This window comes from Pseudomonas sp. MWU13-3659 (assembly GCF_023757525.1).
GTDB classification, from domain to species: Bacteria; Pseudomonadota; Gammaproteobacteria; order Pseudomonadales; family Pseudomonadaceae; genus Aquipseudomonas; species Aquipseudomonas entomophila_E.
The window spans coordinates 33,993-58,829 of sequence record NZ_JAMSHW010000030.1; the positions used below are offsets into that span (position 1 = coordinate 33,993).

General features: G+C 65.5%; 24 protein-coding genes and 1 pseudogene. 7 read left to right on the top strand and 18 right to left on the bottom strand.

The window, feature by feature from the left end; genetic code table 11:
- Nucleotides 1-220: 220 nt before the first annotated feature.
- The 6 genes from NGM28_RS24305 to NGM28_RS24330 form a co-directional block, all read right to left on the bottom strand.
- The gene (locus NGM28_RS24305) at nt 221-781 is read right to left on the bottom strand and encodes a DUF4136 domain-containing protein (RefSeq protein WP_252091841.1); all 561 of its coding nucleotides are present in this window, start codon (nt 779-781) and stop codon (nt 221-223) included.
- 20 nt (nt 782-801) lie between these two features.
- Nucleotides 802-1,437, bottom strand: a complete 636-nt coding sequence (locus NGM28_RS24310) for a DUF4136 domain-containing protein (RefSeq protein WP_252091843.1) — start codon at nt 1,435-1,437, stop codon at nt 802-804.
- A gap of 20 nt (nt 1,438-1,457) precedes the next feature.
- Nucleotides 1,458-2,207 (bottom strand): methyltransferase domain-containing protein, encoded by a 750-nt coding sequence (locus NGM28_RS24315; RefSeq protein WP_252091845.1) that lies wholly within the window; start codon nt 2,205-2,207, stop codon nt 1,458-1,460.
- On the bottom strand, nt 2,204-2,509 hold the full coding sequence (locus NGM28_RS24320) for a MazG-like family protein (protein WP_213659425.1): 306 nt from the start codon (nt 2,507-2,509) through the stop codon (nt 2,204-2,206). The genes NGM28_RS24315 and NGM28_RS24320 overlap by 4 nt, the downstream gene beginning before the upstream one ends.
- Before the next feature lie 97 nt (nt 2,510-2,606).
- Nucleotides 2,607-3,458, bottom strand: a complete 852-nt coding sequence (locus NGM28_RS24325) for a MaoC family dehydratase (protein ID WP_252091847.1) — start codon at nt 3,456-3,458, stop codon at nt 2,607-2,609.
- A 2-nt stretch (nt 3,459-3,460) separates the two neighbouring features.
- Nucleotides 3,461-4,813: a 3-oxoacyl-ACP reductase gene (locus NGM28_RS24330; RefSeq protein WP_252091849.1), complete on the bottom strand. Its 1,353-nt coding sequence runs from the start codon at nt 4,811-4,813 to the stop codon at nt 3,461-3,463.
- 114 nt (nt 4,814-4,927) lie between these two features.
- On the opposite strand from NGM28_RS24330, the gene NGM28_RS24335 reads away from it, so the two are divergent.
- Nucleotides 4,928-6,205, top strand: coding sequence for an acetyl-CoA C-acetyltransferase (locus tag NGM28_RS24335; protein WP_252091851.1), 1,278 nt, complete (start codon nt 4,928-4,930; stop codon nt 6,203-6,205).
- A gap of 119 nt (nt 6,206-6,324) precedes the next feature.
- On the top strand, nt 6,325-7,104 hold the full coding sequence (locus tag NGM28_RS24340) for an AraC family transcriptional regulator (protein ID WP_252091853.1): 780 nt from the start codon (nt 6,325-6,327) through the stop codon (nt 7,102-7,104).
- Nucleotides 7,105-7,229: 125 nt separating this feature from the next.
- On the opposite strand, the gene NGM28_RS29065 is transcribed toward NGM28_RS24340, so the two are convergent.
- The 5 genes and pseudogenes from NGM28_RS29065 to NGM28_RS24360 form a co-directional block, all read right to left on the bottom strand.
- Nucleotides 7,230-7,997, bottom strand: a complete 768-nt coding sequence (locus tag NGM28_RS29065) for a methyl-accepting chemotaxis protein (protein WP_502943892.1) — start codon at nt 7,995-7,997, stop codon at nt 7,230-7,232.
- 90 nt (nt 7,998-8,087) lie between these two features.
- Nucleotides 8,088-9,176, bottom strand: a pseudogene (locus NGM28_RS29070) (HAMP domain-containing protein); the annotation flags it as partial.
- Between the two features lie 255 nt (nt 9,177-9,431).
- The gene (gene cueR / locus NGM28_RS24350) at nt 9,432-9,836 is read right to left on the bottom strand and encodes a Cu(I)-responsive transcriptional regulator (protein WP_240066556.1); all 405 of its coding nucleotides are present in this window, start codon (nt 9,834-9,836) and stop codon (nt 9,432-9,434) included.
- Nucleotides 9,833-12,232 carry a heavy metal translocating P-type ATPase gene (locus NGM28_RS24355; protein ID WP_252091857.1) on the bottom strand — a complete coding sequence of 800 codons (2,400 nt, stop codon included), beginning with the start codon at nt 12,230-12,232 and terminating at the stop codon, nt 9,833-9,835. The genes cueR and NGM28_RS24355 overlap by 4 nt, the downstream gene beginning before the upstream one ends.
- 54 nt (nt 12,233-12,286) lie before the next feature.
- Nucleotides 12,287-12,673 carry a hypothetical protein gene (locus NGM28_RS24360; protein ID WP_240066554.1) on the bottom strand — a complete coding sequence of 129 codons (387 nt, stop codon included), beginning with the start codon at nt 12,671-12,673 and terminating at the stop codon, nt 12,287-12,289.
- Between the two features lie 146 nt (nt 12,674-12,819).
- On the opposite strand from NGM28_RS24360, the gene NGM28_RS24365 reads away from it, so the two are divergent.
- Both NGM28_RS24365 and NGM28_RS24370 read left to right on the top strand, forming a co-directional pair.
- Nucleotides 12,820-13,017, top strand: a complete 198-nt coding sequence (locus tag NGM28_RS24365) for a heavy-metal-associated domain-containing protein (protein WP_213659434.1) — start codon at nt 12,820-12,822, stop codon at nt 13,015-13,017.
- A gap of 194 nt (nt 13,018-13,211) precedes the next feature.
- Nucleotides 13,212-14,393 (top strand): multidrug effflux MFS transporter, encoded by a 1,182-nt coding sequence (locus NGM28_RS24370; RefSeq protein WP_252091859.1) that lies wholly within the window; start codon nt 13,212-13,214, stop codon nt 14,391-14,393.
- On the opposite strand, the gene NGM28_RS24375 is transcribed toward NGM28_RS24370, so the two are convergent.
- On the bottom strand, nt 14,344-14,541 hold the full coding sequence (locus NGM28_RS24375; RefSeq protein WP_213659436.1) for a hypothetical protein: 198 nt from the start codon (nt 14,539-14,541) through the stop codon (nt 14,344-14,346). The genes NGM28_RS24370 and NGM28_RS24375 overlap by 50 nt on opposite strands.
- Before the next feature lie 398 nt (nt 14,542-14,939).
- Between NGM28_RS24375 and NGM28_RS24380 the strand changes: the two genes are divergently transcribed.
- Nucleotides 14,940-15,650, top strand: coding sequence for an ArsR/SmtB family transcription factor (locus tag NGM28_RS24380; RefSeq protein WP_240066552.1), 711 nt, complete (start codon nt 14,940-14,942; stop codon nt 15,648-15,650).
- On the opposite strand, the gene NGM28_RS24385 is transcribed toward NGM28_RS24380, so the two are convergent.
- The 6 genes from NGM28_RS24385 to NGM28_RS24410 all read right to left on the bottom strand — a co-directional run bounded on the left by NGM28_RS24385 (nt 15,647) and on the right by NGM28_RS24410 (nt 21,509).
- Entirely contained in the window at nt 15,647-16,597 is a 951-nt protein-coding gene (locus NGM28_RS24385; protein WP_252091861.1) for an adenosine deaminase, read from the bottom strand. The two genes, NGM28_RS24380 and NGM28_RS24385, sit on opposite strands and share 4 nt — an antisense overlap.
- An 82-nt stretch (nt 16,598-16,679) precedes the next feature.
- Entirely contained in the window at nt 16,680-18,035 is a 1,356-nt protein-coding gene (locus NGM28_RS24390; RefSeq protein WP_252091863.1) for an 8-oxoguanine deaminase, read from the bottom strand.
- 120 nt (nt 18,036-18,155) lie between these two features.
- Entirely contained in the window at nt 18,156-18,842 is a 687-nt protein-coding gene (locus NGM28_RS24395) for an SDR family oxidoreductase (RefSeq protein WP_240066549.1), read from the bottom strand.
- A 403-nt stretch (nt 18,843-19,245) separates the two neighbouring features.
- Nucleotides 19,246-19,830 carry an IMPACT family protein gene (locus NGM28_RS24400; protein ID WP_213659441.1) on the bottom strand — a complete coding sequence of 195 codons (585 nt, stop codon included), beginning with the start codon at nt 19,828-19,830 and terminating at the stop codon, nt 19,246-19,248.
- Between the two features lie 9 nt (nt 19,831-19,839).
- Nucleotides 19,840-20,502 (bottom strand): TetR/AcrR family transcriptional regulator, encoded by a 663-nt coding sequence (locus NGM28_RS24405; RefSeq protein ID WP_240066547.1) that lies wholly within the window; start codon nt 20,500-20,502, stop codon nt 19,840-19,842.
- A gap of 89 nt (nt 20,503-20,591) precedes the next feature.
- On the bottom strand, nt 20,592-21,509 hold the full coding sequence (locus tag NGM28_RS24410; RefSeq protein ID WP_011532047.1) for a LysR family transcriptional regulator: 918 nt from the start codon (nt 21,507-21,509) through the stop codon (nt 20,592-20,594).
- 119 nt (nt 21,510-21,628) lie between these two features.
- On the opposite strand from NGM28_RS24410, the gene aptA reads away from it, so the two are divergent.
- Complete coding sequence (gene aptA / locus NGM28_RS24415; RefSeq protein WP_213659444.1) at nt 21,629-22,975, top strand: omega-aminotransferase AptA; 1,347 nt, start codon at nt 21,629-21,631, stop codon at nt 22,973-22,975.
- Nucleotides 22,976-23,046: 71 nt separating this feature from the next.
- Nucleotides 23,047-24,540, top strand: a complete 1,494-nt coding sequence (locus tag NGM28_RS24420; protein WP_240066546.1) for a CoA-acylating methylmalonate-semialdehyde dehydrogenase — start codon at nt 23,047-23,049, stop codon at nt 24,538-24,540.
- Nucleotides 24,541-24,837 lie beyond the last annotated feature (297 nt).

Consider the following 24,837-nt stretch of genomic DNA (forward strand, 5'->3'; position numbering starts at 1 on the left):
GGGCACTCCTTTGCCGGCCTTCGGCCCGGCAGCGCGGCGGCGGTCAGAGGAGTGTAGTCAAGGTGATGGCAAGTTGCCTTGATCTGGGCGCTCGTGGAACGACTGTCTTGCCTCTGTAGGAGCGGCTTTAGCCGCGATGCGGGCGCCGCGGTTTCTGGCACTCGCTGAGCGGGTGATCGCGGCTAAAGCCGCTCCTACAGGGGGGCAAGGTTTGATGCCCTCAATGCGGCGGATACTGGCTCAACACCTGCGCCACGGTCTTCTGGATCGCCCCGTTGCGCTCCTGGGGGCTGGGCGGGTAGTTGTTCATGATCTGCTCGGCGCTGCCGCGCCACACCAGCTTGCCGTCGCGGCCGTCGAACAGGTCGACCTGGATGGTCGCCACCTTGTAGTCGACGCTGCGGGTCTCGTTGTACATCGGCCCGCCCCAGTAGCCACCCCAGTAACCGCCCCAGGCGCCGCCGTAATTGGTGGTGATCTGCTGCTGGCGCTGCTCCACGATCAGGTAGGCGCGCACCTTCACATCAGGCTTGGCGTTGGCCTGGGCCGGGCGCAGGCCACGCTGGTCGAGCTGCTCGGCCACCGCCTGGCGGATGCGTTGCTCGGTCAGGTCGCTCTTGATGCGCGGATCGTCCGGGCGATACTGCAGGCCGGGCTCCTGCCAGGCCCAGCTGCGATAGGCGGCGAAATCGCGACTGGCATCGAAATCCTGCTGGACGTTGTTGCTCGAGCAGGCCGCGAGCAACAGCGCGAAGGCGAGTAGAACGTGGCGGCGCAACATGATGGTTCTCCAGGGCGAAGTTAACTGGGAGGATAGCCGCTCAGCGCCTTGCCCACCGATTCGCGCAGGGCGCTTTCGCGATCACGCGGCGAGTCCTTGCCACTGCCACTCTCGGCGCTGGCGCTCCATACCGGCTGGCCGTTGCGGGCATCGAACAGGTCGATGCGCACCACCAGCACCTCGACTTCGTAGGTGCGCACAATCGGTACGCTGCCATAGGCGCCATAGCCGTTGCGGTAGCCGCCGTAGCCGATGCTGCCGTAGGGGTATGGGCCGTAGTAGGGGTCGTAGTAGTCGTAGTCGCGCACCTGGCGCAGGCGCCGTTCCAGGCGCAGGTCAGCGCTGACCAGCAGGTCTGCCGGGCCATTGCGGGCCGGACGCAGGCCATGCTGGTCGAGGGCGCTGCTGACCGCGTCGGCGAGCTGTGCGGGGTCGGCGCTGGCCATGCCGCCGGGCATTTGATTGTTGCGCCAGCTCCAACTGCGGTAGCGGCCGTAGTCGCGTGGCACCGCCGGGTAGGCACTGGCGTCGAAGGTGCTGGCCGCCTGGGGCGGTGCCGGTGGCAGGGGCTTGCTGCTGGCCACGTAGGGGTTGCTGCCCTGGCAGGCGGCCAGGGCGAGGGGCAGCAGGGCCAGGCAGAGCGAGCGATACAGCATGGTGTCTCCTGGCCGTAGTGTCAGTGAGGGCGGCAGATCCAGTGCAGGTAGCGGCCCAGCCCGGCAAAGCCTGGGTGGCGACGGTGGGCCAGTTCCATTTCCAGCAGGTCGAGCAGCTCGGCCTTCTCCTGGAACTCCTTGGGCATGTAGTCGTGGAACACGCGCACGCCACTCTCGCTTTCGACCTGCCACAGAGGTTCAAGTTGCGCCTTGAGTTCCCGTGGATCAAGTGGTTTTTGCGGGGTCAGGCTCTGTTTCTCGCCGGCCATGCGGTTGCTGCGCAGCTTGCGGAAATGCCCCTTGAGCAGGTTGCGGTAGACCAGCGCGTCGCGGTTGTAGAAGGCCAGCGACAGCCAGCCCCCCGGTGCGGTCAACTGGTGCAGTACCGGCAGGATGCTCTCGGGTTCTGCCAGCCATTCCAGCACGGCGTGGCACAGCACCACGTCGTACGGCTCGGTGAGCTGGCCCAGCAGGTCCTGCCAGGGCGCCTGGATGAACTCGGCGGCCTGGCCGGCTTCCTTGAAGCGCGCGCGGGCACCGTCGAGCATGGGCGCGGCGGGTTCGGCGAGGGTCAGGTGATGGCCGCGCTGGGCCAGCCACAGGGCCATGTGGCCCAGGCCCGCGCCGATATCGAGAATGCGCAGCGGATGGTCGGGCAGCGTCTCGGCGAGGTCGGCCTGGAGCACCGCCAGGCGGATGGCGCCCTTGGCGCCGCCGTAGATCTTCTCGGCGAAACGGGTGGCCAGTTCATCGAAGTGACGGTCGTTCATTTGGCGAAGCGCCTCTCGCTGTCGGCCAGCTTGGCCCGCACCACCTCGTTCATGTCCAGGCCCAGTTCACTGCACAGCAGCAACAGGTACAGGACGATGTCGCCGACCTCCTGGCCTGCGTGGGCGAGCTTGTCGGCGGGGAGCTGGCGCGATTCGTCCTCGCTCAGCCACTGGAAGATTTCCACCAGTTCGGCCATCTCGACGCTGGCGGCCATGGCCAGGTTCTTCGGGCTGTGGAAGCCACGCCAGTCGTTGTTGTCGCGGATGCGGTGCAGGCGCTCGGTCAGTTCTTGCAGGTTCATCGGGGTCTCCTCGTGGCGCATAGCTTCCGGCGAGGGGAGGCGCAAAGCAAGTGCCACCTGCAGGAGCCGGCCTTGCCGGCGAAGGCCGTGACACCGTTCAAAGCGGTGCCCATCTCCCAACCATATGCACCAACCCTCCATGGCCATCCAGCCGCAATTCACCCGCCCCCCCAGCCTCGCTGGCACTGAGCACCACCTCCGAAGGCAGGCGCACCGGTTTGCGGAAATCCACCGCGAACTCATATCCCGCTGCGGGTAAATGCCCATGCAACGCTGCCAGCGCCATGGCCTTGCTCCACAGGCCATGGGCAATGGCCCGGGGAAAACCAAATAGCCGGGCCGTGACACTGCTCAGGTGGATGGGGTTGTAGTCGCCACAGACCCGGGCATAGCGCCTGCCAATGTCGCTGTCGGCATACCAGCGGGTGGCTTCGGGCAGGTGCGTGGGCTCGGCTTCGGGCGTTTCAACGCCCTGATGCTCGAGCTTGAGGCCACGTACCAGCATGCGGCTGGTTTCGCGCCAGAGCAGGCCCAGGCCGTCTTCGGCCTCGGTAATCAGGTCGAAGGTGCCGCCTTTCTCGTGGGGTTGAAGGTTGTCCGCGTACACCGCAAAACGCAGGCCGTCGATGCCGCCGAGCGGGCGCAGGACCTGGATGGCGTTGTGCAGGTGCACCAGGCCCAGCAGCGGGAAGGGGAACTCATGGGCAGTCAGCAGCTGCATCTGCAGGGCGAACGCCAGGACATGGGGGTAGGTGCCCGGCAAGCGGCCGTCGTCGACGAAGTGGCAAAGGCGACGGTAAGCCGCCAACTGTTGCGGGTCGACCCGCAGGAAGCAGCGCAGGCCCTGCTCGGGCAATGTGCTGCCATGGATCTTGCGTTTGGCCAACGCCCGCAGGTACAGGTTGGCACTCGAATCGGGGCTGTGCAGTTCATGCCAGGGTCGGTTCATGTTCAAGCCCCCATCAATGCCTGGCCACAAACTCGCAGCGCCTGGCCATTGACCGCCCCCGAGCCCGGCTGGCTGAGCCAGGCGATGGCCTCGGCGACATCCTGCGGCAAGCCGCCCTGGCCCAGCGAGCTCAGGCGCCGCCCGGCCTCGCGCAGGCCCATGGGCATGGCGGCGGTCATGTGGGTCTCGATGAAGCCCGGCGCCACGGCATTGATGCTGGCGCCGCGCTCGGCCAGTGGCGTCGCCCAGGCCTGGGCGAAGCCGATCAGCCCGGCCTTGCTCGCGGCATAGTTGCTTTGGCCACGGTTGCCAGCGATGCCGCTGACCGAAGCGAGCAGGGTGATGCGCGCGTCGTCGCGCAGCGTACCGGCCTCCAGCAGTGCCTGGGTCAGCACCTGGGGTGCCTTGAGGTTGACCGCCAGCACCGCGTCCCAGTACTCCGGGGTCATGTTGGCCAGGGTCTTGTCGCGGGTAATACCCGCGTTGTGCACCAGGATGTCCAGGCCGTCGGGCAGGGCCGCGACCAGTTGCGCGGCGGCGTCGGCGGCGCAGATGTCCAGGGCCAGGGCGCGGCCACCGAGGCGTGCGGCCAGGGCGTCGAGGTCTTTCTGCGCCTGGGGCACGTCCAGCAGGGTGACCTCGGCGCCATCACGGGCCAGGGTCTCGGCGATGGCCGCGCCGATACCGCGGGCAGAGCCCGTGACCAGCGCGCGGCGCCCGGCCAGCGGACGTGTCCAGTCCTCGACCTGGGCGGCGCAGGCGCTCAGGCGCAGTACCTGCCCGGAAACGAACGCGCTCTTGGGTGACAGAAAGAAGCGCAGGGCACCGTCCAGTTGGTCTTCGGCACTGGCGCCGACATACAGCAGGTTGGCCGTGGCGCCATTGCGCAGTTCCTTGGCCAACGAGCGGCTGAAACCTTCGAGCGCGCGCTGGGCGACGCTGGCCTGTGGATCGTCGAGGCCCTCCGGCGGGCGGCCGAGGATCACCACGTGGGCGCAGGGCGCCAGGCTGCGCAGCAAGGGCTGGAAGAATTCGCGCAACTGCTTGAGCTGGTCGCTGTCGGACAGGTGGCTGGCGTCGAACACCACGGCCTTGAGCTTCGGCCCGAGACCGGCGACCCAGGGCGCGGACACCAGGTTGTCATCATTGAAGCTGTAGCAATCGGCGGTCAGGCGCGGGGCAATCGTCTCGACATGCCTGGCCAGCGGCCCGCCACCAAGCACCAGCGCACCCTCCACCGGGCGCAGGCGGCCGGCCTGCCAGCGCTCCAGCGGCACCGGGCGCGGCAGGCCGAGGGCATCGACCAGGCGGCGGCCGAGGGCGGAGTTGGCAAAGCCGATGTAGCGATCGCTCATGGGGGTTCTCCCTGAAAGGCAAGCATGCAGTGTGGACCAAGTTTGTCGCAGGGGCGTTCGAATGCTGTAAAAGAACCTAGTCTTACGGATCAATTTGTTTCAGGAGGAACAGGCATGCGTTCAACTCGCCGGGTCGCGATCCTGGGTGGAAACCGGATCCCTTTCGCCCGCTCCAATGGCGCCTATGCCAAGGCCAGCAACCAGGCGATGCTCACCGCCACCCTGGAAGGGCTGATCGAACGCTACCGCCTGCACGGCCTGTGCCTGGGCGAAGTAGCCGCAGGTGCGGTGCTCAAGCATTCCCACGACATGAACCTGACCCGCGAATGCGTGCTCGGCTCGCGGCTGGCGCCGCAGACCCCGGCCTACGACATCCAGCAGGCCTGCGGCACGGGGCTTGAGGCCGCGTTGCTGGTGGCCAACAAGATCGCCCTTGGGCAGATCGACAGTGGCATCGCCGGCGGTGTCGACACCACCTCCGACGCGCCGATCGCGGTCAACGAAGGCCTGCGCCAGATCCTGCTGCAGGCCCATCGCGGGCGGAACCTGGGCGAGCGGCTCAAGCCGTTTCTCAAGCTGCGGCCCAGGCACCTGATCCCGACGTTGCCGCGTAACGGCGAACCGCGCACCGGTTTATCCATGGGTGAGCACTGCGAGCAGATGGCCCAGGCCTGGCACATCGAGCGCGCCGAGCAGGACGCGCTGACCCTGCTCAGCCACCAGAACCTGGCGACGTCCTATGTCGAAGGCTGGCACGACGACCTGCTCACGCCGTATCTGGGCCTGACCCGCGACAACAACCTGCGCCCGGATCTCACGTTCGAACAACTGGCGGCGCTCAAGCCGGTGTTCGACCGCAGCGGCCTGGGCACCTTGACCCCGGGCAACTCCACGCCGCTCACCGATGGCGCCTCGCTGGTGCTGCTGGGTAGCGAGCAATGGGCCGAAGAGCACGATCTGGAGGTCATGGCCTACCTGGTCGATGGCGAGAACGCCGCAGTGGACTTCGTCCATGGCCAGGAGGGGCTGCTGATGGCGCCGGTGTACGCGGTGCCGCGCCTGCTGGCGCGCAATGGCCTGACCCTGCAGGATTTCGACTATTACGAAATCCACGAAGCCTTCGCCGCCCAGGTGCTGTGCACGCTCAAGGCCTGGGAGGATGCCGACTACTGCCGCACCCGGCTGGGGCTCGAGGCGCCGCTGGGGGCCATCGACCGTAGCAAGCTCAACGTTCATGGCAGCTCGCTGGCGGCAGGGCATCCGTTCGCCGCGACCGGTGGGCGGATCCTGGCCAGCATGGCCAAGCTGCTGGCGAGGCGCGGCAAGGGGCGCGGGTTGATTTCGATCTGCGCGGCGGGGGGGCAAGGGGTGACGGCGATCGTCGAGCGCTGATCGGCCTGGGACCGAGTCGATCCTTATCGCGGATAAATCCGCTCCTACAGGATTAGCGGTGCTCCTGTGGGAGCTTGCCCGCTGTTACGCTTGTCTGATCAGCACCATAAGAAGCCTTCATGCCGAGCATCGGACATCCTCGCCCCATCCCTGCCCTTGACCGGCTTCCCCGGCCGCTCTACGCCCGGGCCGAAAGCCTGGGCGCCGGTTCCTGGACCACTCGTCACCAGCATGACTGGGTGCAGTTCTCCTACGCCATCAGCGGCGTGCTCGGCGTCTACACCAGTGACGGCAGCTACTTTGCGCCGCCGCAGTGGGGCGTGTGGATTCCGGCCGGCACCGAGCATGAAGTGGTGACCTCGATGCAGGCCGAGATGCGCAGCCTGTATGTGCGCCGCGATGCCTGTACCTGGGCGCCAGCGGAGTGCCGGGTGCTGGAAGTGACGCCGTTGGCGCGGGAGTTGATCAAGCAGTTCTGTACCTTTGCAGTGGACTATCCGGAGGGCGAGAGCACCGAGGCGCGGTTGGTTGCGGTGTTACTGGACCAGTTGCAGACCTTGCCGCAGGTAGGTTTTTCCCTGCCGTTGCCTCGTCACCCGGGGTTGCTGGCGTTGTGCAATGGCCTGATCGCCGAACCTGATCAGCCCCAGACCCTGCAGCAATGGGCGGTGCAGCTGGGCGTCTCGGAGAAGACGTTGATGCGCCTGTTCCAGCGTGAGACGGGCTTGAGTTTTCGCAACTGGCGCCAGCGCATGCGCTTGCTGTCGTCGCTGGCGCTGTTGGAGGCAGGAGAGAGCGTGACCCAGGCGGCGCTGGGCTGCGGGTATGACTCGACCTCGGCGTATATCGCGGCGTTCAAGCAGTTGTTTGGCGCCACCCCCGGAGAGCTCAAGCTTTGAGCTGGCCTGTCGCGAATTACCCGTAGGAGCCAGCTTGCTGGCGAACCGCACTACGCCGTATTCCAAGGCGTGCAACGGTTCGCCGGCAAGCCGGCTCCTACAGAGAGAGCCGTCGTACAAGCGCCTCAGGTCCTGAACCGCCGCACCAACGCATCCAGTTCGTTGGACAACCCCGCCAAACTCTCGGAGTCCTGCCGCGCCGCCTGGGCCAGCTCCGCCACCAGCTGGGCATCCCCGTGGATCTGGCTGATGTGCCGGTTGATATCCTCCGCCACCTGGTGCTGCTCCTCGGCGGCGGTGGCGATCTGGGTGTTCATGTCGCGGATGATGTCCACCGACTCGCGGATCTGCCCGAAACTGTCGCGGGCCAGGCCGATACGGCTGACCGACTGCTGCGACACTTCGATGCTCGCGTGCATCTGTTCGGCCACCTGCGCAGTGCGGCTGGCCAGGTTGCCCAGCAGGCCGTCGATCTCGGCGGTGGAGTCGGCGGTGCGCTTGGCCAAGGCACGCACCTCGTCGGCTACCACCGCGAAACCACGGCCCTGCTCGCCGGCGCGGGCAGCTTCGATGGCGGCGTTGAGCGCCAGCAGGTTGGTCTGCTCGGCAATCGAGCGGATAGTGCCGAGAATCGACTGGATCGCGTTGCTGTCGCGCTCCAGTTGCTGGATCGACTGCGCCGACTGCTCGATTTCCTGGCTCAGGCGATCAACGCTCTGTACCGCCGCGTCGATCTGCTGCTGGCCTTCGCGGGCCTGCTGCTGGCCGCTGTCGGCCGACATCGCCGCCTGGCTGCAGGAGCGGGCCACTTCGTTGGCGGTGGCGACCATTTCGTGGAAGGCGGTGGAGACCATGTCCACGGCTTCGCGCTGGCGCCCGGCGGCTTCAGCCATGTCGCCAGAGACCCGGGTCGAGCTGCTGGAGGTGCTGAGGATCTTGTTGGCCGCCGCGCCGATATGCTGGATCAGGCTGCGGATAGCGCCCAGGAACTGGTTGAACCAGCTGGCCAGCTGGGCGGTCTCGTCGCGGCCACGGATCTCCAGGCTGCGGGTCAGGTCGCCCTCGCCCTGGGCGATGCCTTCCAGGCCACTGCTGACGCTGTTGATCGGCCGCACGATGAGCTTGGCGAAGGCCGCGCCGACGCCGGCGAACACCGCTGCCAGGATCAATGCGACGGCTCCGATCAACCAGGTCAGGCGGGTGGTGGTCTGCATGACCTCGTCCTGTTGGATCAGACCAATGAAGGTCCAGCCCAACTGCTCGTCGGGATAGACGTTGGCCATGTAGCGCTCGCCGTTGATCTCGACTTCCGCCAGGCCCTTGCCGGCCTTGGCCAGGTCGGCGTAGCCGCCACCCAGGCTGGCGAGCTGCTTGAAGTTGTGGCTGGCATCACGCGGGTCAACCATCACGTTGCCGTTGTGCTCCATCAGGATCAGGTAGCCGCTCTCACCCAGCTTGATCTGCTTGACGATCTCGGTCAGGCCCTTGAGCGACACGTCGATGTTGACCACCCCGCCCGGGTTGCCCAGCTGGTTGGCTACCGCGCGCACGGTGCTGACCAGCACCGCGTCGTCACCGGCCCAGTAGTAGGGCGCGGTACGCAGGGTCTTGCCGGGGTTGGCCATGGCGGCCTGGTACCACGGGCGGGTGCGCGGGTCGTAGTTGGCCATCTTCGGGTCGCCGGGCCAGAACGCGTAGCCGCCGTCCTTCAGGCCGTAGGAGACGTAGGCGTAGTCCGGATGGCTCTGGGCCAGGCGCGAGAACAGGTCGAACAGTGCCTTGTCCTGCTCGCCGGGCACGACAGTGGCGGCGTCCGCGCCGAGGTGCTTCTTCACGTTGTCGGCCGTGGTGGCCACCAGCGGTTGCGCAGCCAGGTAGTCGACGTTCTGGGTGATGCCCTGGAAGAAGATGTCCATGGCATTGCCGACCTGGCGGATTTCTCGGCTGCTGTTGTCGAGGAAATCGTCGCGGGCTTCGCCGCGCAGGTTGAGCACCACCAGGGTGGCGACCAGGACGATGGGCAGGCCGGCGATGACGGCGAAGGCCCAGGTCAGTTTCTGTTTGATGTTCATCCACGCTCCCAGATTGTTCTTGTCGATGCTTGAGGCCGGTATCAGGGCATCGGCACGGTCTGGGTTTCTTGAAGGGGAATGCCCGTATTTATTGGGTGAAAGTCAGGTTTGAGGGGGTATCGGTCGGCCTGGGGCTAATATGGCATACCAATTGCCCTTCGTAGGAGCCGGCTTTGCCGGCGAACACCGGCACAGCCGGTGCCATCCACCGCGTCGCCTGGTTCGCCAGCAAGGCTGGCTCCTACAGGGGCCGGGTCAATGGCAGCAGCCGCTGCCATTGGCCAGGTCCTTGAGAATCGGGCAATCCGGCCGGTCATCGCCTTGGCAGTGGCTCACCAGCTCACCCAAGGTATCGCGCAGGCTCACCAGCTCCTCGATGCGCCGGTTCAACTCACCGATATGCTGTATGGCCAGTGCCTTCACATCGGCACTGGCGCGTTGGCGGTCCTGCCAGAGGGTCAGCAACTTGGCCACTTCTTCCAGGGAAAACCCCAGGTCACGGGAGCGTTTGATGAACGCCAGGCTGTGCAGGTCTTCCTGCTGGTACAGGCGGTAGCCGCTGTCGCTGCGTTTGGCCGGGCGCAGCAGGCCGATGGACTCGTAATAGCGGATCATCTTGGCGCTGAGCCCGCTGCGGCGGGCGGCCTGGCCGATGTTCATGGCGCCTCCTGGTCGGTCGTGGTGGGTTTCCAGGTTTTCAGCCACAAGGCATTGCTCACCACGCTGACGCTGGACAGGGCCATGGCCGCGCCCGCCAGCACCGGGTTGAGGTAGCCCAGGGCCGCCAGGGGGATGCCCACCAGGTTGTAGATAAACGCCCAGAACAGGTTCTGGCGGATCTTCGCGTAGGTCTTGCGGCTGATCTCCAGGGCGGCCGGTACCAGGCGCGGATCGCCGCGCATCAGGGTGATGCCAGCGGCCTGCATGGCCACGTCGGTGCCACCGCCCATGGCGATGCCGATGTCGGCGGCGGCCAGGGCCGGGGCATCGTTGATGCCGTCGCCGACCATGGCCACCACGCCGTCCTGCTTGAGTGCGGCAACGGTGGCCGCCTTGTCGGCCGGCAGCACTTCGGCGTGCACGTCGTCGATGCCCAGGGCATCGGCCACCACCTTGGCGCTGCCACGGTTGTCACCGGTCAGCAGGTGGCTGCTGATGCCACGGGCATGCAGTGCATCGATGGCCTGGCTGGCGCCGGGTTTGAGGCTGTCGCCGAACGCGAACAGGCCCAGCACCCGGGGTTGGGCGCCACGCTCGATCAGCCATGACAGGGTGCGGCCTTGCGCTTCCCAGGCGTGGGCGCTGGTGGCCAGTTCGCCGGGTTGAAGCTGGCTTTCATCGAGCAGGCGACGGTTGCCCAGCGCCAGTTCCCGGCCCTCCACCTGGCCGGCGATACCTCGGCCGGTGAGGGACTGGCTGTCGCTCACCGTCGGTACATCCAGATGTTGTTCGGTGCAGGCGTCGAGTACGGCCTTGGCCAGGGGGTGTTCACTGCCGCGTTGCAGGGCACCAGCCAAGCGCAGCAGTTCGTTGCCGTCGCCGTTGCTTGCCTGGCTGTGGACAATCCGCGGGCTGCCCGAGGTGAGGGTGCCGGTCTTGTCGAACACCACGCGGTTGACCGCATGGGCACGCTCTAGAGCTTCGGCGTCCTTGATCAGGATGCCGTGGCGGGCAGCGACGCCGGTACCGGCCATGATCGCGGCGGGCGTGGCCAAGCCAAGGGCGCAAGGGCAGGCGATCACCAGCACGGCCACGGCATTGATCAAGGCGGTTTCCAGCGGCGCCCCCGCCAGCCACCAGCCGACCAGGGTGATCAACGCCAGCACCAGCACCGCGGGCACGAATACCTGGCTGACCCGGTCGACCAGTTTCTGGATCGGTGCCTTGGCCGCCTGTGCGTCCTCGACCAGGCGAATGATGCGGGCCAGCACGGTCTCGGTGCCCAATGCCTGGGTCTTGACCAGCAGGCGGCCTTCACCATTGATCGCGCCCCCGGTGACAGTGTCGCCGGGTTGCTTGGGCACCGGCAGGCTCTCGCCGCTGATCAGGGCTTCGTCGGCGTGGCTGCTGCCTTCGAGCACTTCGCCGTCGACCGGGAAGCGTTCGCCGGGCTTGACCAGGACCATGTCGCCCAAGCGCAGCTGGCTGATCGCGACGTCTTCCTCGCGGCCCTCGACGACGCGCAGCGCCCGCTCGGGGCGCAAGGCCTCCAGGGCGCGGATGGCGCTGGCGGTCTGGCGCTTGGCGCGGCTTTCGAGGTACTTGCCCAGCAGCACCAGGGCGATCACCACCGCCGAGGCTTCGAAATACAGGTGCGGCGCCATGCCGGTGTGGGCATTGGCCCATTGGTAGAGGCTCAGGCCGTAGCCCGCGCTGGTGCCCAGGGCGACCAGCAGGTCCATGTTGCCGGCGCCGGCGCGCACGGCTTTCCAGGCGGCCACGTAGAAGCGTGCACCGAGGATGAACTGCACGGGCGTGGCCAGCAGGAACTGGGCCCAGGCCGGCAGCATCCAGTGCAGGCCGAAGGGTTGCACCAGCATGGGCAGCACCAGGGGCAGGGCCAGCAGCAACGCGGCGGCCACCGCCAGGCGTTCGTTGCGCAGCCGCCGTTGTGCTTGCGTGTGGTCGTCGTGGGCCGTGCGCGGCAGGCTGGCACTGTAGCCGGCCTTTTCCACCGCGCTGATCAGGACGCCGTCATCGACTGCCTGCAGTACTTCCAGGTGGGCGCGCTCACTGGCCAGGTTGACGCTGACCTGCTCCACGCCCGGCAGCTTGCCGAGGGCGCGTTCGACACGGCCGGCGCAGCTGGCGCAGGTCATGCCGCCGATCTGCAGCTCGAGGGTGCGGGTGGGAACGCTGTAACCGGCCTCGCGCACCGCGCCGACCAGGGCTGGCAGGCTGTCGGCCGGGGCCTGGACCCGGGCCTGTTCGGTGGCGAGGTTGACACTGACGTGTTCGGTGCCTGTGACCTTGCGCAAGGCGCGCTCGACGCGACCGGCGCAACTGGCGCAGGTCATGCCGGCGATCGGCAGGTCGAAGGTGGTGGATGTGGGCATGGCTCTCTCCTCCGTGGACTGGCCTCCAGCATCAACCTTGCCATGCGGTCAAGGTCAATAGCCCAGGCTGGCTCGCTTCAACACCAGGCCATCATGCCCCATGGCAATGCGGTACTTGTTGATCTGGCCCGCCTGCAGCGTCAGGCGCGTGCTGCGCTGATCCTCGACGCCCGGGGCGCAACCCGGCATCTGCCCAGGCAGCAGGCGCAGGCGCACATCGACCGGGCCTGGCGGCAGGTTGAACGAGGTCGACTGTTCCTGAAACACGCGGCCGGACAACTGATCGTTGAGGTAGATGCCGATCTCGCAGCTGGTGGCCACTTCCAGGCGCTCCCGGGAAATGATCAGCACGCTGTAGTCCGCGTTGCCCTCGGCGCTGGCCGGTGGTACCACGGCCAGCGCACCCAGCAATCCGGCGAGGGTCAATGCTGCCCTGATCATGATGAATCTCCTGCTTGGCTAAATCGTCAAAGGCGCAGCTTGGCCGAGCCGCGCGCGGATTTCCAGCCCGGCCGTTTCAGCCAGAACTTGACCTTGCCCCGATGGCAAGGTCGAAACTGCGGCAAACCCTGAAGGAGGCAACCTCGATGCAAGTGTTCAACGTACAAGGCATGACCTGCGGCCACTGCGTGAAGGCCGTGACCCGGGCGGTGCAGGAGCAGGACGCGGCGGCGCGGGTGGAGGTGGACCTGGCGGCCCGTCAGGTGCGCGTGCAGAGCGCGCTGGACGCCGAGCGCATCCTTACCGCGATTCGTGACGAGGGCTACCAGGCCGACGTGGCCTGACTTGGGTGGCGTGGCTCCCTGGCCCGGCTATGCCGGGCATCGCCAGCAAGGCTGGCTCCTACAGGTATTGCACGGTGCCTGTGGGAGCGGGCTTGTGGCGTTGGAATAACAGCTCAACTGTTACAAAGGTTTTCATCGTAAGGCCCCCATGCAGGTAGACTAACGGCACTTGCTTAGCCTGCTATGGATTCCCCATGAACCTGCGAACCTTGCTGATCCTGGGCGCCCTCAGTGCGTTCGGGCCCTTGGCGATCGACTTCTACCTGCCCGCTTTCCCCGCCATGGCCCATGCCTTCGGCACCGACGAGAAGCATGTGCAGACCACGTTGGCTGCCTATTTCCTCGGCCTGTCCCTCGGCCAGCTGGCCTATGGCCCGATCGCCGACCGCTTCGGCCGCCGCATCCCGCTGCTGTTCGGCGTCGGCCTGTTCACCCTGGCCTCGCTGGTGTGCGCCTATGCCCCCAACCTCGACAGCCTGATCCTGGCGCGCTTCGTCCAGGCCCTGGGTGGTTGCGCCGGCATGGTGTTGTCACGGGCGATCGTCAGCGACAAATGCGACGCGGTGGCTTCGGCCAAGGTGTTCTCGCAGTTGATGCTGGTCATGGGCCTGGCGCCGATTCTTGCGCCGATGCTCGGCGGCGTGCTGGTGAACCTGGCCGGCTGGCAATCGATCTTCCTCGCCCTGAGCCTGTTCAGCGCCGTGTGCCTGTTGGCCGTGGCGCTCGGATTGCCGGAAAGCCTGCCGGCCTCGGTACCGCGCCAGCCACTGTCCGGCGCCCTGCGCCAGTACCTGCGGCTGTTGGGTGATCGCGTGTTCATCGGCCATGCCTTGACCGGGGGCATCGCGATTGCCGGGATGTTTGCCTACATTGCCGGTTCACCTTTCGTCTTCATCAAGCTTTACGGCGTGCCGGCCGAGCACTATGGCTGGCTGTTCGGCACCAATGCCGCTGGGTTCATCCTCATGGCCCAGGTCAACGCACGCCTGTTGTCCAAACGTGGCCCGGCGTTCCTGCTGGCGCGCGCAGTGTGGCTGTACCTGGCAGCTGCCATGGTGCTGCTGGCGGTAGCGGCGTGGCACCCGGACGCGTTGTGGCCGCTGTTGGTGCCGCTGTTCATCTGCATTGCCAGCCTGGGTTGCATTGCCCCCAACGCATCAGCCTGCGCCATGAGCGGGCAGGGCGCGCGCGCCGGCAGCGCCTCGGCACTGATGGGCTGCCTGCAGTTCAGTGTCGCCGCCGGTGCGGCGGCGCTGGTCGGGTTGCTGCACGATGGCAGCGCGGTGCCCATGGCCCTGGTGATCAGCCTGTGCGGCGCACTGGTGGTCAGTGTCGCAATGCTGACCCGGCGCTGGCAGTCCAGTCGGCCGGCGTGAGGGGGTGTGGCGCCTTCAGGCGGGTTTCCAGCACGGCGACGAACGCCCGCGCTTCGGCTTCGCTGCGGAAACTCACCACATGTTGATCGAGCTGGACCTGCCAGGGGCAGTTCGGGTTTCGGTTCGACGCACTGACGACAATCTTCATCGCGATCCACCTCCAGTGAGCGAAAGCGGATGAAGTTTAGCGCCACTGTGGGCGCCCGGCATGACTGAGGTCAGGACTCTGACTGACGGTCATGGTGGGGAGGTGGCGGGAAGCTTTCTGTTTTATCCCAGGAATTTGGTGTAACGACTTGTCGGTCTTGTCGGGCGGCCTGCGTACGGTGGCCGCACCCGGTCAGGCGGTAGCCAAGGTTTTCCGGGAGTATCGGGCGCAACGCGCGGGCTGGCACCCTGAATTTTCAGGCAAGGCATACCGCGCGATACCACGGGAGCGGCCTACTTAACGGGTTGGGCGAGCAGCTTATACTGCCGCCGCAATCCAGCGCCCCGGGGAGGCCGGTTGTCGCTATCCGACGAGATCATTCAGGGAGCTCCACAGTCATGAACGCAGTCCGCACCATCAGTCAGGTCGCCGGCCTGATGGCCGACCCCAAGCGCAGCGCCATGCTATGGGCGCTGATAGATGGTTCACCACGGGCGGCGGACGAGCTGGCGCTGACCACGGGGTTGAGCCTTGCTTCGGCCTGCGCGCACCTGTCGCTGCTGTCGTCGGCCGGTTTGCTCAAGCTCGAGATACGCAGGCGCAAGCGTTACTTTCGGTTGGCGACACCGCAGGTTGGCGCGGCGGTAGAGGCGCTGGCCAGTGTGCAGGTGAACGGGCATTCGCCCGCGTCCCGGGTAGCACCGGCCCAGGTCCCTCTTTCGCTGCGCAGGGCGCGCTTGTGTGGTGATCATCTGGGCGGTGAGATGGCTGCCGATCTGTTCCAGCGCCTGTTGAGCGCGGGTTGGCTGGAGGGCAGCGAACAGCGTCTGTGTGTCAGCCAGCAGGGCAGGGAACAGTTGGGGGTGCTGGGTCTCTACATCGATGCGTTGGCACCGGGGCATCAACGCGGTTGTGTCGTCTGCCACTGCAGCGAATGGAGCGACCAGGGCCCGCATTTGGGCGGCAGCCTCGGGCAGGCGCTGCTCACGCTGTTCCTGCAGTCGGGCTGGATCCGCGAACAGGAGGGAAGCCGGGCGGTGCAGATCACCGCGCTCGGCATCCAGCAGATCAACGGCATCGCCCGGCTGCCTGCGCTGCAGGTGGGTTAGCGCACCAGGCGGGCGTCCAGGCTGTTCTGCGCCAGGCGTCGAGCCTGCTCCTGGGTCATGCCGAGGTGTTCGTACAAGGCATGGAAGTTCTCGGTGACGTAGCCACCGAAATAGGCTGGGTCGTCCGAGTTGACCGTCACTTTCACGCCACGCTCGAGCATGTCGAGGATGTTGTGCTGGCTCATGTGGTCGAACACGCACAGCTTGGTGTTGGACAGCGGGCAGACGGTCAGCGGAATCTGCTCGTCGATGATGCGCTGCATCAGGCGCTCGTCCTCGATGGCGCGCACGCCATGGTCGATGCGCTGGATCTTCAGCAAGTCGAGTGCTTCCCAGATGTACTCGGGTGGGCCTTCCTCGCCGGCGTGGGCCACGGTCAGGAAGCCTTCGCTGCGGGCGCGGTCGAAGACACGCTGGAACTTGCTGGGCGGGTGGCCTTTTTCCGAGCTGTCCAGGCCGACGGCGACGAAGGCATCGCGGAAGGGCAGGGCCTGGTCGAGGGTCTTCTGCGCCTCGTCCTCGCTCAGATGGCGCAGGAAGCTGAGGATCAGGCCGCTGCCGACACCCAGTTGTTCACGACCATCCTTCAAGGCCTGGGTGATGCCGCCCAGTACAACCTCGAAAGGGATGCCCCGGTCGGTGTGGGTCTGCGGGTCGAAGAATGGCTCGGTGTGGATGACGTTCTGCGCCTTGCAACGTTGCAGGTAGGCCCAGGTCAGGTCGTAGAAGTCCTGCTCGGTGCGCAGGACATCGGCACCCTGGTAATAGAGGTCGAGGAATTCCTGCAGGTTGTTGAAGGCGTAGGCGCCACGCAGGGTTTCCACATCCGCCCAAGGCAGGGCGATCTTGTTGCGTTCGGCCAAGGCGAACAGCAGTTCGGGCTCCAGCGAGCCCTCAAGGTGCATGTGCAGTTCCGCCTTGGGCAAGGCGTTCAGCCATTCATACATGTGTGCAGTCTCGATCAGGTACGGTTGGCCGACATTCTACAGGGCCTGGCCGGGCATTGCGCTCGACCAGGCCCTTGATCGGTCAACCGGCGATCAGATGGGCCGCGGCCTGGCGGTGGTCGGCGATCAGGCCTTGAACGTCCAGGCCTTCGATCTGGCCGTCAATGACGCGCCACTGGCCACCGACCATCACCCGGTCGGCGCGATCGGCAGCGCACAGCAGCAAGGCCGAGAGCGGGTCGTGGCTGCCGGAGAAACGCAGTTCATCGAGCTTGAACAGCGCCAGGTCCGCCTGCTTGCCCACGGCAAGTTCACCGATGTCGCTGCGGCCCAGCAGTTGCGCCGATCCACGGGTGGCCCAACCCAGGGCGCGTTCCGGGGTGATCAGCTCGGCGCCGTAGCGCAGGCGTTGCAGGTACAGGGCCTGGCGGGCCTCGAGGATCATGTTCGAGGCATCGTTGGATGCCGAGCCGTCGACGCCCAGGCCCACCGGTGCGCCGGCCGCTTCCAGGTCGACGGTCGGGCAGATGCCCGAGGCCAGGCGCATGTTCGAGCTCGGGCAATGGCAGATGCCCGTGCCGGCCGCGCCCAGGCGGGTGATTTCATCGGGGTTGAAGTGGATGCCGTGGGCCAGCCAGGTGCGCGGGCCGAGCCAGCCGACGCTGTCCAGGTAGTCCACGGTGCGCAGGCCGAAGCGTTGCAGGCAGAAGTCTTCTTCGTCGAGGGTCTCGGCCAGGTGGGTGTGCAGGCGCACATCCAGCTCCTCGGCCAGCTCGGCGCTGGCGCGCATGATTTCGGGGGTGACCGAGAATGGCGAGCACGGCGCCAGGGCGATCTGGATGCGCGCGCCGTCGCCGCGCTCGTGGTAGCTGTGAATAAGTCGTTGGCTGTCGGCGAGGATCACTTCGCCCTGTTGCACGGTCTGCTGCGGCGGCAGGCCACCGTCCTTCTCGCCCAGGCTCATCGAGCCGCGGGTGAGCATGGCGCGCATGCCCAGCTTGCGCACCGCCTCGACCTGCACGTCGATGGCGTTGTCCAGGCCTTCGGGGAACAGGTAGTGGTGGTCGGCGGCGGTGGTGCAGCCCGACAGCAGCAACTCGGCCAGGGCGACCTGGCTGGCCAGTTCCAGGTTGGCTGGCGTGAGGCGTGCCCAGACCGGGTAGAGGGTCTTGAGCCAGGGGAACAGGGGCTGGTTGACCACGGGCGCCCAGGCGCGGGTCAGGGTCTGGTAGAAGTGGTGGTGGGTGTTGATCAGGCCGGGCAGCACCACGTGCTCGCGGGCGTCGAAGACCTGGTCGCAGGGCGCGCTGGGGGCCTGGCCGGCGGCGAGCAGTTCAGTAATGCGGCCATCTTCGATCACCAGGCCGCCACGGGCGTCCTGATTGTTGGCGGTGAAGATGGCGAGCGGGGATTTCAACCAGATGCGGGTCGCAGGCATGTTGCCGGCTCCTCTGAAAGTGGGTTCAGGTTAGCCAGCTCAGTGTTGCCCTGTCTGCTGATCCAGGTCCGCCGCGGGGGCGAGGTTTCGAGTCTACTGCCTCGCCACGCGGCTTTCAATTCACCAGGTGAGCGCTTCGCCCTTGTAGTTGATAAAGCGCAGCCCGCCCTTGCCGCTGTGCGCCTTGACCTGCTCGAGCATGCCGCGGGTGCTGGTGGCCACGTCGATCTCGGCGTTCTCGCCGCCCATGTCGGTCTTCACCCAGCCCGGGTGCATGGCCAGCACGCACAGGTCGGGGCGTTGCAGCTCGACCACGAAGCTGTTGATCATCGAGTTGAGCGCGGCCTTGCTGGCCTTGTACAGGCAGATCTCGCCACCGTCGGGGATGGTCACGCTACCCAGGATCGAGCTCATGAATGCCAGCACGCCGCTACCTTCGCGAACCTGGCCGGCCAGGCGGCGGGCGACACGGATTGGCGCCACGGCGTTGGTCATGAACAGGTCGCCGATTTCCTGTACCTGGACGCGCTCCAGGTCTTGCGGCAGAGGGCCCATCACCCCGGCGTTGACGAATACCAGGTCGAACACTTCACCGTGCAGGCGCTGCTTGAGACTGTCGAGCTGGGCGGTGTCATTCATCTCCAGGCGCTCGATGCGAACACCGGGAACGTCACCGAGGGCACCCGGTTTCTGCGGGTCGCGCACGGTGGCGACAATGTTCCAGCCGTCCTCGTGCAGGCGTTGCACCAGGCCAAGGCCAAGGCCTCGGGAGGCGCCGATGATCAGGGCGGTCTTGTTCGGGGTCATTTCGATGCTCCTTTCAATGATGAGCCTTATACACAGGCAATGCTGTTCACAGGGTTGCGGCGAGCCAGGGTGACGAGCATAGCCCAGGCGTCCCCCTGCTGATCAAAAAATGAGCGGCTGGCTGGGAAGCCGATGCCACCGGCCTTTGCCGGGGTGGTCAACGGGTTATCCACAAGCTGCTCCACAGTTATTGTGTGCAAGCCAAGTCGCGTGGAAATGCCAGTTTCTGGGTGTCCAGGCCGCCTGAATTGGGGATAACTCGCCGGCTTTCAGTCACTTGGATCAATGTCACGCAATTGTGATCAAAATATGCTCAACCTTCTGGAGGCCTTGAAGCATAAGGGCTACATAAGAATGCCCCAAGCTTATCCACAGGCAGGCCCACAGTAGATGTGGGCAACGTTCATTGCCGTTCCAGCAGGATGCGCCCGCGGCTGATGTCCGCATACTGTTGTTGCAGTGTGTCCAGGTGGGTATCGCCAAAAGCGATGCGCAGGTCCACGCCGTTGGCGGTGAACTGTTCGTCCAGCACCAGGCCGTCCACTTCCGCCAGGCGCAGCTTGACCAGCGCCAGTTCGCTGAAGGTGCAACTGCAACTGAACTCGCTGCGTTGCACCAGCAGCCGCTTGGGCGCCTGCTGCAGGCATTTGTTGGCGCCACCGCCATAGGCGCGGGCCAGGCCGCCGGTGCCCAGTTGGATACCGCCGTACCAGCGTATTACCAATACCACCACCTGGTCGCAGTCCTGGGCCTCGATGGCGGCGAGGATCGGCCGCCCGGCGGTGCCGCCGGGTTCGCCATCGTCGCTGCTGCGATATTGGCCGCCCAGCTTCCAGGCCCAGCAGTTGTGGGTGGCCGCCAGGTCGCTGTGGCGTTCGATGAAGGCCATCGCTTCGGCGGCGCTGCTGATCGGGCCGGCGAGGGTGATGAAGCGGCTCTTGCGGATGTCCTCGCGGAACTCGCAGAGGTCGAGCAGGGTAGAAGGCATAGGTCCGGGTCAGGCGTGCGTGGTGATGCCGCAGCCTTTGAGAATGATGTGGATAAGGTTGTTGCTGGCGTCTTCCATATCCTGCTTGGTCAGGCGGGTGCGGCCGGTAACCTGGCAGATCTGGGTGGCGAAGTCGGCGTAGTGCTGGGTGCTGCCCCAGAGCAGAAAGATCAGGTGAACCGGGTCCACCGGGTCCATCTTGCCGGCGTCGATCCAGGCCTGGAACACCGCGGCGCGGCCACGGAACCATTCGCGGTAGTCGGCGCTGAAGTATTCGCTCAGGCACTCGCCGCCGCTGATCACTTCCATGGCGAAGATTCGCGAGGCCTGTGGGTTGCGCCGGGAGAATTCCATCTTGGTGCGAATGTACTGGCTCAGTGCCTCGGCCGGGTCGTCCTCGACGCTCAGGGCGTTGAAGGTGCTGTCCCACAGTTCGATGATGTTGCTCAGCACCGCGATGTACAGGCCCAGCTTGTTGGTGAAGTAGTAGTGCAGGTTGGCCTTGGGCAGCCCGGCCTTGAGCGCGATGGTGTTCATGCTCGTGCCTTTGTAGCCGTGGCGGGCGAATTCGTCTTCGGCGGCCTGGATGATGGCCTGCTCGTTCTTCTGGCGGATGCGGCCGGCGGGCTTGCCCGAGGCGGGGGAGCGATGCGCAGGGACTTCTAGGGTCATGGACGATTCCGGACGGGTCGGTGACAACGAATGCTGGACAGATTACCTGCCTGTGCCGAAGTGACAAGCATTAGCGTCAGGCACAGGCATCAACGTGTCGCAGACAGGCTCTCGAGGAAGCTTTCCAGAACCAGGTTCGGCCTGCGCCCCTTGCGGGTCACCCAGCTCAGGCTCAGGTCGTAGAAGCGTTGCGTGGGCTTCAGTGCGCGCAGGCGGCCTTGCTGCACCCAGAACATGGCGTAGTGGTCAGGCAGGTAACCGATGTAGCGCCCGGTGAGGATGAGGAAGGCCATGCCTTCGCGGTCCGAGGCGCTGGCGGTGCAGTGCAGCGCCTGGTAGTGGGCCTGGATATCGGCAGGCAGGCGAAAGGTCGGGGCGATGGCGTCCTGGCTGTTGAGGCGCGCGTCATCAATCTGTTGGTCGTCGGCGTAGAACAGCGGATGGCCGACCGCGCAGTAGAGCAGTGAGCGCTCGCTATAAAGAGGCTGGTATTCGAGCCCGGACAGTGGGCTGGTCTGCGGTACCACCCCCACATGCAGGCTGCCGTCGAGCACCCCTTGCTCGACCTGGCTGGGTGCGATCATGCGGATCTGGATATGCACGTCGGGGCCACGGTCCTTCAGTTCAGCCAGGGCGTGGGTGATACGCATGTGCGGCAGGGTGACCAGGTTGTCGGTCAGGCCGATGTTGAGCTCGCCACGAAGGTGCTGGTGCAGGCCATTGACCTCGGTGCGGAACGTCTCCAGGGCGCTGAGCAGTTGCAGCGCCGAGTGGTAGACCTCGCGACCCTCCTCGGTCAGCGAGAAGCCGGCGCGGCCCCGCTGGCACAGGCGCAGGCCCAGGCGTTGCTCGAGGTCGTTCATTTGCTGGCTGATCGCCGAACGGCCGATGCCCAGCACATTCTCCGCCGCCGAGAAGCCGCCGCATTCGACGACGCTGCGGTAGATCTTCAACAGACGGATGTCGAAATCGCTGACCTGGGCGAGGGGATCGGGGCGTCGGCTCATTAGTTTAGTTGTCCGCTGACTGAAGGTTAGAAATGCTGGGTTTTTCGAACTTTATCGCCGTGACAACTTAGCCGCAACAACACCCCATCGTTGCCTAATCGTCTTCCGAGGAACCGCCGATGAACATGCCCGAAAACGCCCAGGCCGGCCTGGCCAGCCAGCTCAAGCTGGATGCCCACTGGATGCCTTACACCGCCAACCGCAACTTCCAGCGCGACCCGCGCCTGATCGTGGCGGCCGAAGGCAATTACCTGGTCGATGACAAAGGCCGCAAGATCTTCGACGCCTTGTCGGGCCTGTGGACCTGCGGTGCCGGGCATACCCGCAAGGAAATCAGCGAAGCGGTGGCCCGCCAGGTCGCCACCCTCGACTATTCCCCGGCCTTCCAGTTCGGTCATCCGCTGTCGTTCCAGCTGGCCGAGAAGATCGCCAACCTCGCGCCGGGTGACCTGAACCACGTGTTCTTCACCAACTCCGGTTCCGAATGCGCCGACACCGCGCTGAAGATGGTCCGCGCCTACTGGCGCCTGAAAGGTCAGGCGACCAAGACCAAGATCATCGGCCGCGCCCGTGGCTATCACGGTGTGAATATCGCCGGCACCAGCCTGGGCGGCGTCAACGGCAACCGCAAACTGTTCGGCCAGTTGCTGGATGTCGACCACCTGCCGCACACCGTGCTGCCTGCCAACGTATTCAGCAAAGGCATGCCGGAGGAGGGCGGGATCGCCTTGGCCGACGAGATGCTCAAGCTGATCGAACTGCATGACGCCTCGAACATCGCCGCAGTGATCGTCGAGCCGCTGGCCGGCTCCGCTGGCGTGCTGCCGCCGCCGAAGGGGTATCTGAAGCGCCTGCGCGAGATCTGCACCCAGCACAACATCCTGCTGATCTTCGACGAAGTCATCACCGGCTTCGGGCGCATGGGGGCCATGACCGGTGCCGAAGCCTTCGGCGTCACCCCGGACCTGATGTGCATCGCCAAGCAGGTCACCAACGGCGCGATCCCGATGGGCGCGGTGGTGGCCACGGGCGAGATCTACCAGACCTTCATGAACCAGCCGACACCAGAGTACGCAGTGGAATTCCCCCACGGCTACACCTACTCGGCGCACCCAGTGGCCTGTGCCGCCGGTATCGCCGCACTGGATCTGCTGCAGAAAGAAAACCTGGTGCAGTCCGCCGCCGAACTGGCGCCGCACTTCGAGAAGTTGCTGCACGGTATCAAGGGCACCAAGAACGTCGTCGACATCCGCAACTACGGCCTGGCCGGCGCCATCCAGATCGCCGCGCGCGACGGTGACGCCATCGTTCGCCCGTACGAGGCGGCGATGAAGCTATGGCAAGCCGGCTTCTACGTGCGCTTCGGCGGCGACACCCTGCAGTTCGGGCCAACCTTCAATACCCAGCCGCAGGAACTGGACCGCCTGTTCGACGCGGTGGGCGAAGCCCTGAACAAGGTCGACTGATCTTTCCGAATTTGATGTCAGGCGCGTGAGCATCGCGCGCCTGCTTCCACCTTCTTTATCTGGAGTTCTGCATGAGCATTGTTCAGCACCTGATCCACGGCGAGCTGGTCACCAAGGGCGAACGTACCGCCGACGTCTTCAACCCGTCCACCGGCCAGGCCGTGCGCAAGGTCGAGCTGGCCAGCCGCGCCACCGTTCAGCAGGCCATCGACTCGGCCAAGGCCGCCTTCCCGGCCTGGCGCAACACCCCACCGGCCAAGCGTGCCCAGGTGATGTTCCGCTTCAAGCAACTGCTTGAGCAGAACGAAGCGAAGATCTCGCAGATGATCAGCGAGGAACACGGCAAGACCCTGGAAGACGCCGCAGGCGAGCTGAAGCGTGGCATCGAGAACGTCGAGTTCGCCTGCGCTGCTCCGGAAGTGCTGAAAGGCGAGTACAGCCGCAACGTCGGCCCGAACATCGATGCCTGGTCGGACTTCCAGCCGCTGGGCGTGGTTGCTGGTATCACCCCGTTCAACTTCCCGGCCATGGTGCCGCTGTGGATGTACCCGCTGGCGATCGCTTGTGGCAACGCCTTCATTCTCAAGCCTTCCGAGCGTGACCCGAGCTCCACGCTGTTCATCGCTCAACTGCTGCTGGAGGCAGGTCTGCCGAAGGGCATCCTCAATGTCGTGCATGGTGACAAGGAAGCGGTCGACGCGCTGATCGAGGCGCCGGAGGTCAAAGCCTTGAGCTTCGTGGGTTCGACCCCGATCGCCGAATACATTTATGCCGAAGGCACCAAGCGTGGTAAACGCGTTCAGGCGCTGGGCGGTGCGAAGAACCATGCGGTGCTGATGCCGGATGCCGACCTGGACAACGCGGTCAGTGCGCTGATGGGCGCGGCCTATGGCTCGTGCGGCGAGCGCTGCATGGCGATCTCGGTAGCCGTGTGTGTGGGTGACCAGGTGGCGGATGCGCTGATCGCCAAGCTGGAACCGCAGATCAAGGCGTTGAAGATCGGTGCTGGCACTTCCTGTGGCCTGGACATGGGGCCACTGGTGACTGCTGCTGCCCGTGACAAGGTGGTGGGGTACATCGATGACGGTGTTGCCGCTGGCGCCAAGCTGGTGGTCGACGGCCGTGGCTATCGCGTGGCAGGTAATGAGGATGGCTACTTTGTCGGCGGAACGCTGTTCGACAATGTCACGCCTGAGATGCGCATCTATAAGGAAGAGATCTTCGGGCCGGTGCTGTGCGTTGTTCGTGTGAACAGCCTGGAGCAGGCAATGCAGTTGATCAACGAGCATGAGTACGGCAATGGTACCTGCATCTTCACCCGTGACGGTGAGGCGGCTCGGTTGTTCTGCGACGAGATTGAAGTGGGCATGGTGGGGGTGAACGTTCCGCTGCCGGTGCCGGTGGCTTATCACAGCTTCGGTGGCTGGAAGCGTTCGCTGTTTGGTGACCTGCATGCCTATGGTCCGGATGGGGTGCGCTTCTATACCCGCCGCAAGGCGATTACCCAGCGCTGGCCACAGCGTGCCAGCCATGAGGCTTCGCAGTTTGCGTTTCCTAGCCTTTAAGGGTTAGAGGGAAGCGGGGAGGCCGGTAGGCCTCCCCGTTTTGCTTTTGGGGCTTCTATATAGATAGCGTTGTGGCTGGCAGGTGCCTGCCTTTAGATTGTGTTGGTTTTGAGAGGTGCCCGCCGAGGTTTCTCGGGTGCCCATCAGATCGAGCGCCGCAAGGCGGCGCTCGATCCCCAGCGCGATGCAGATGCTGAGCGCACGCCCGGCGGCCGTGATGCGGTCTTCTCGCTAATTATTTGAAATTATTGAAATTAAAGGTTGACGGGGTTTCAGATCCCCTTATAATGAGCCCCA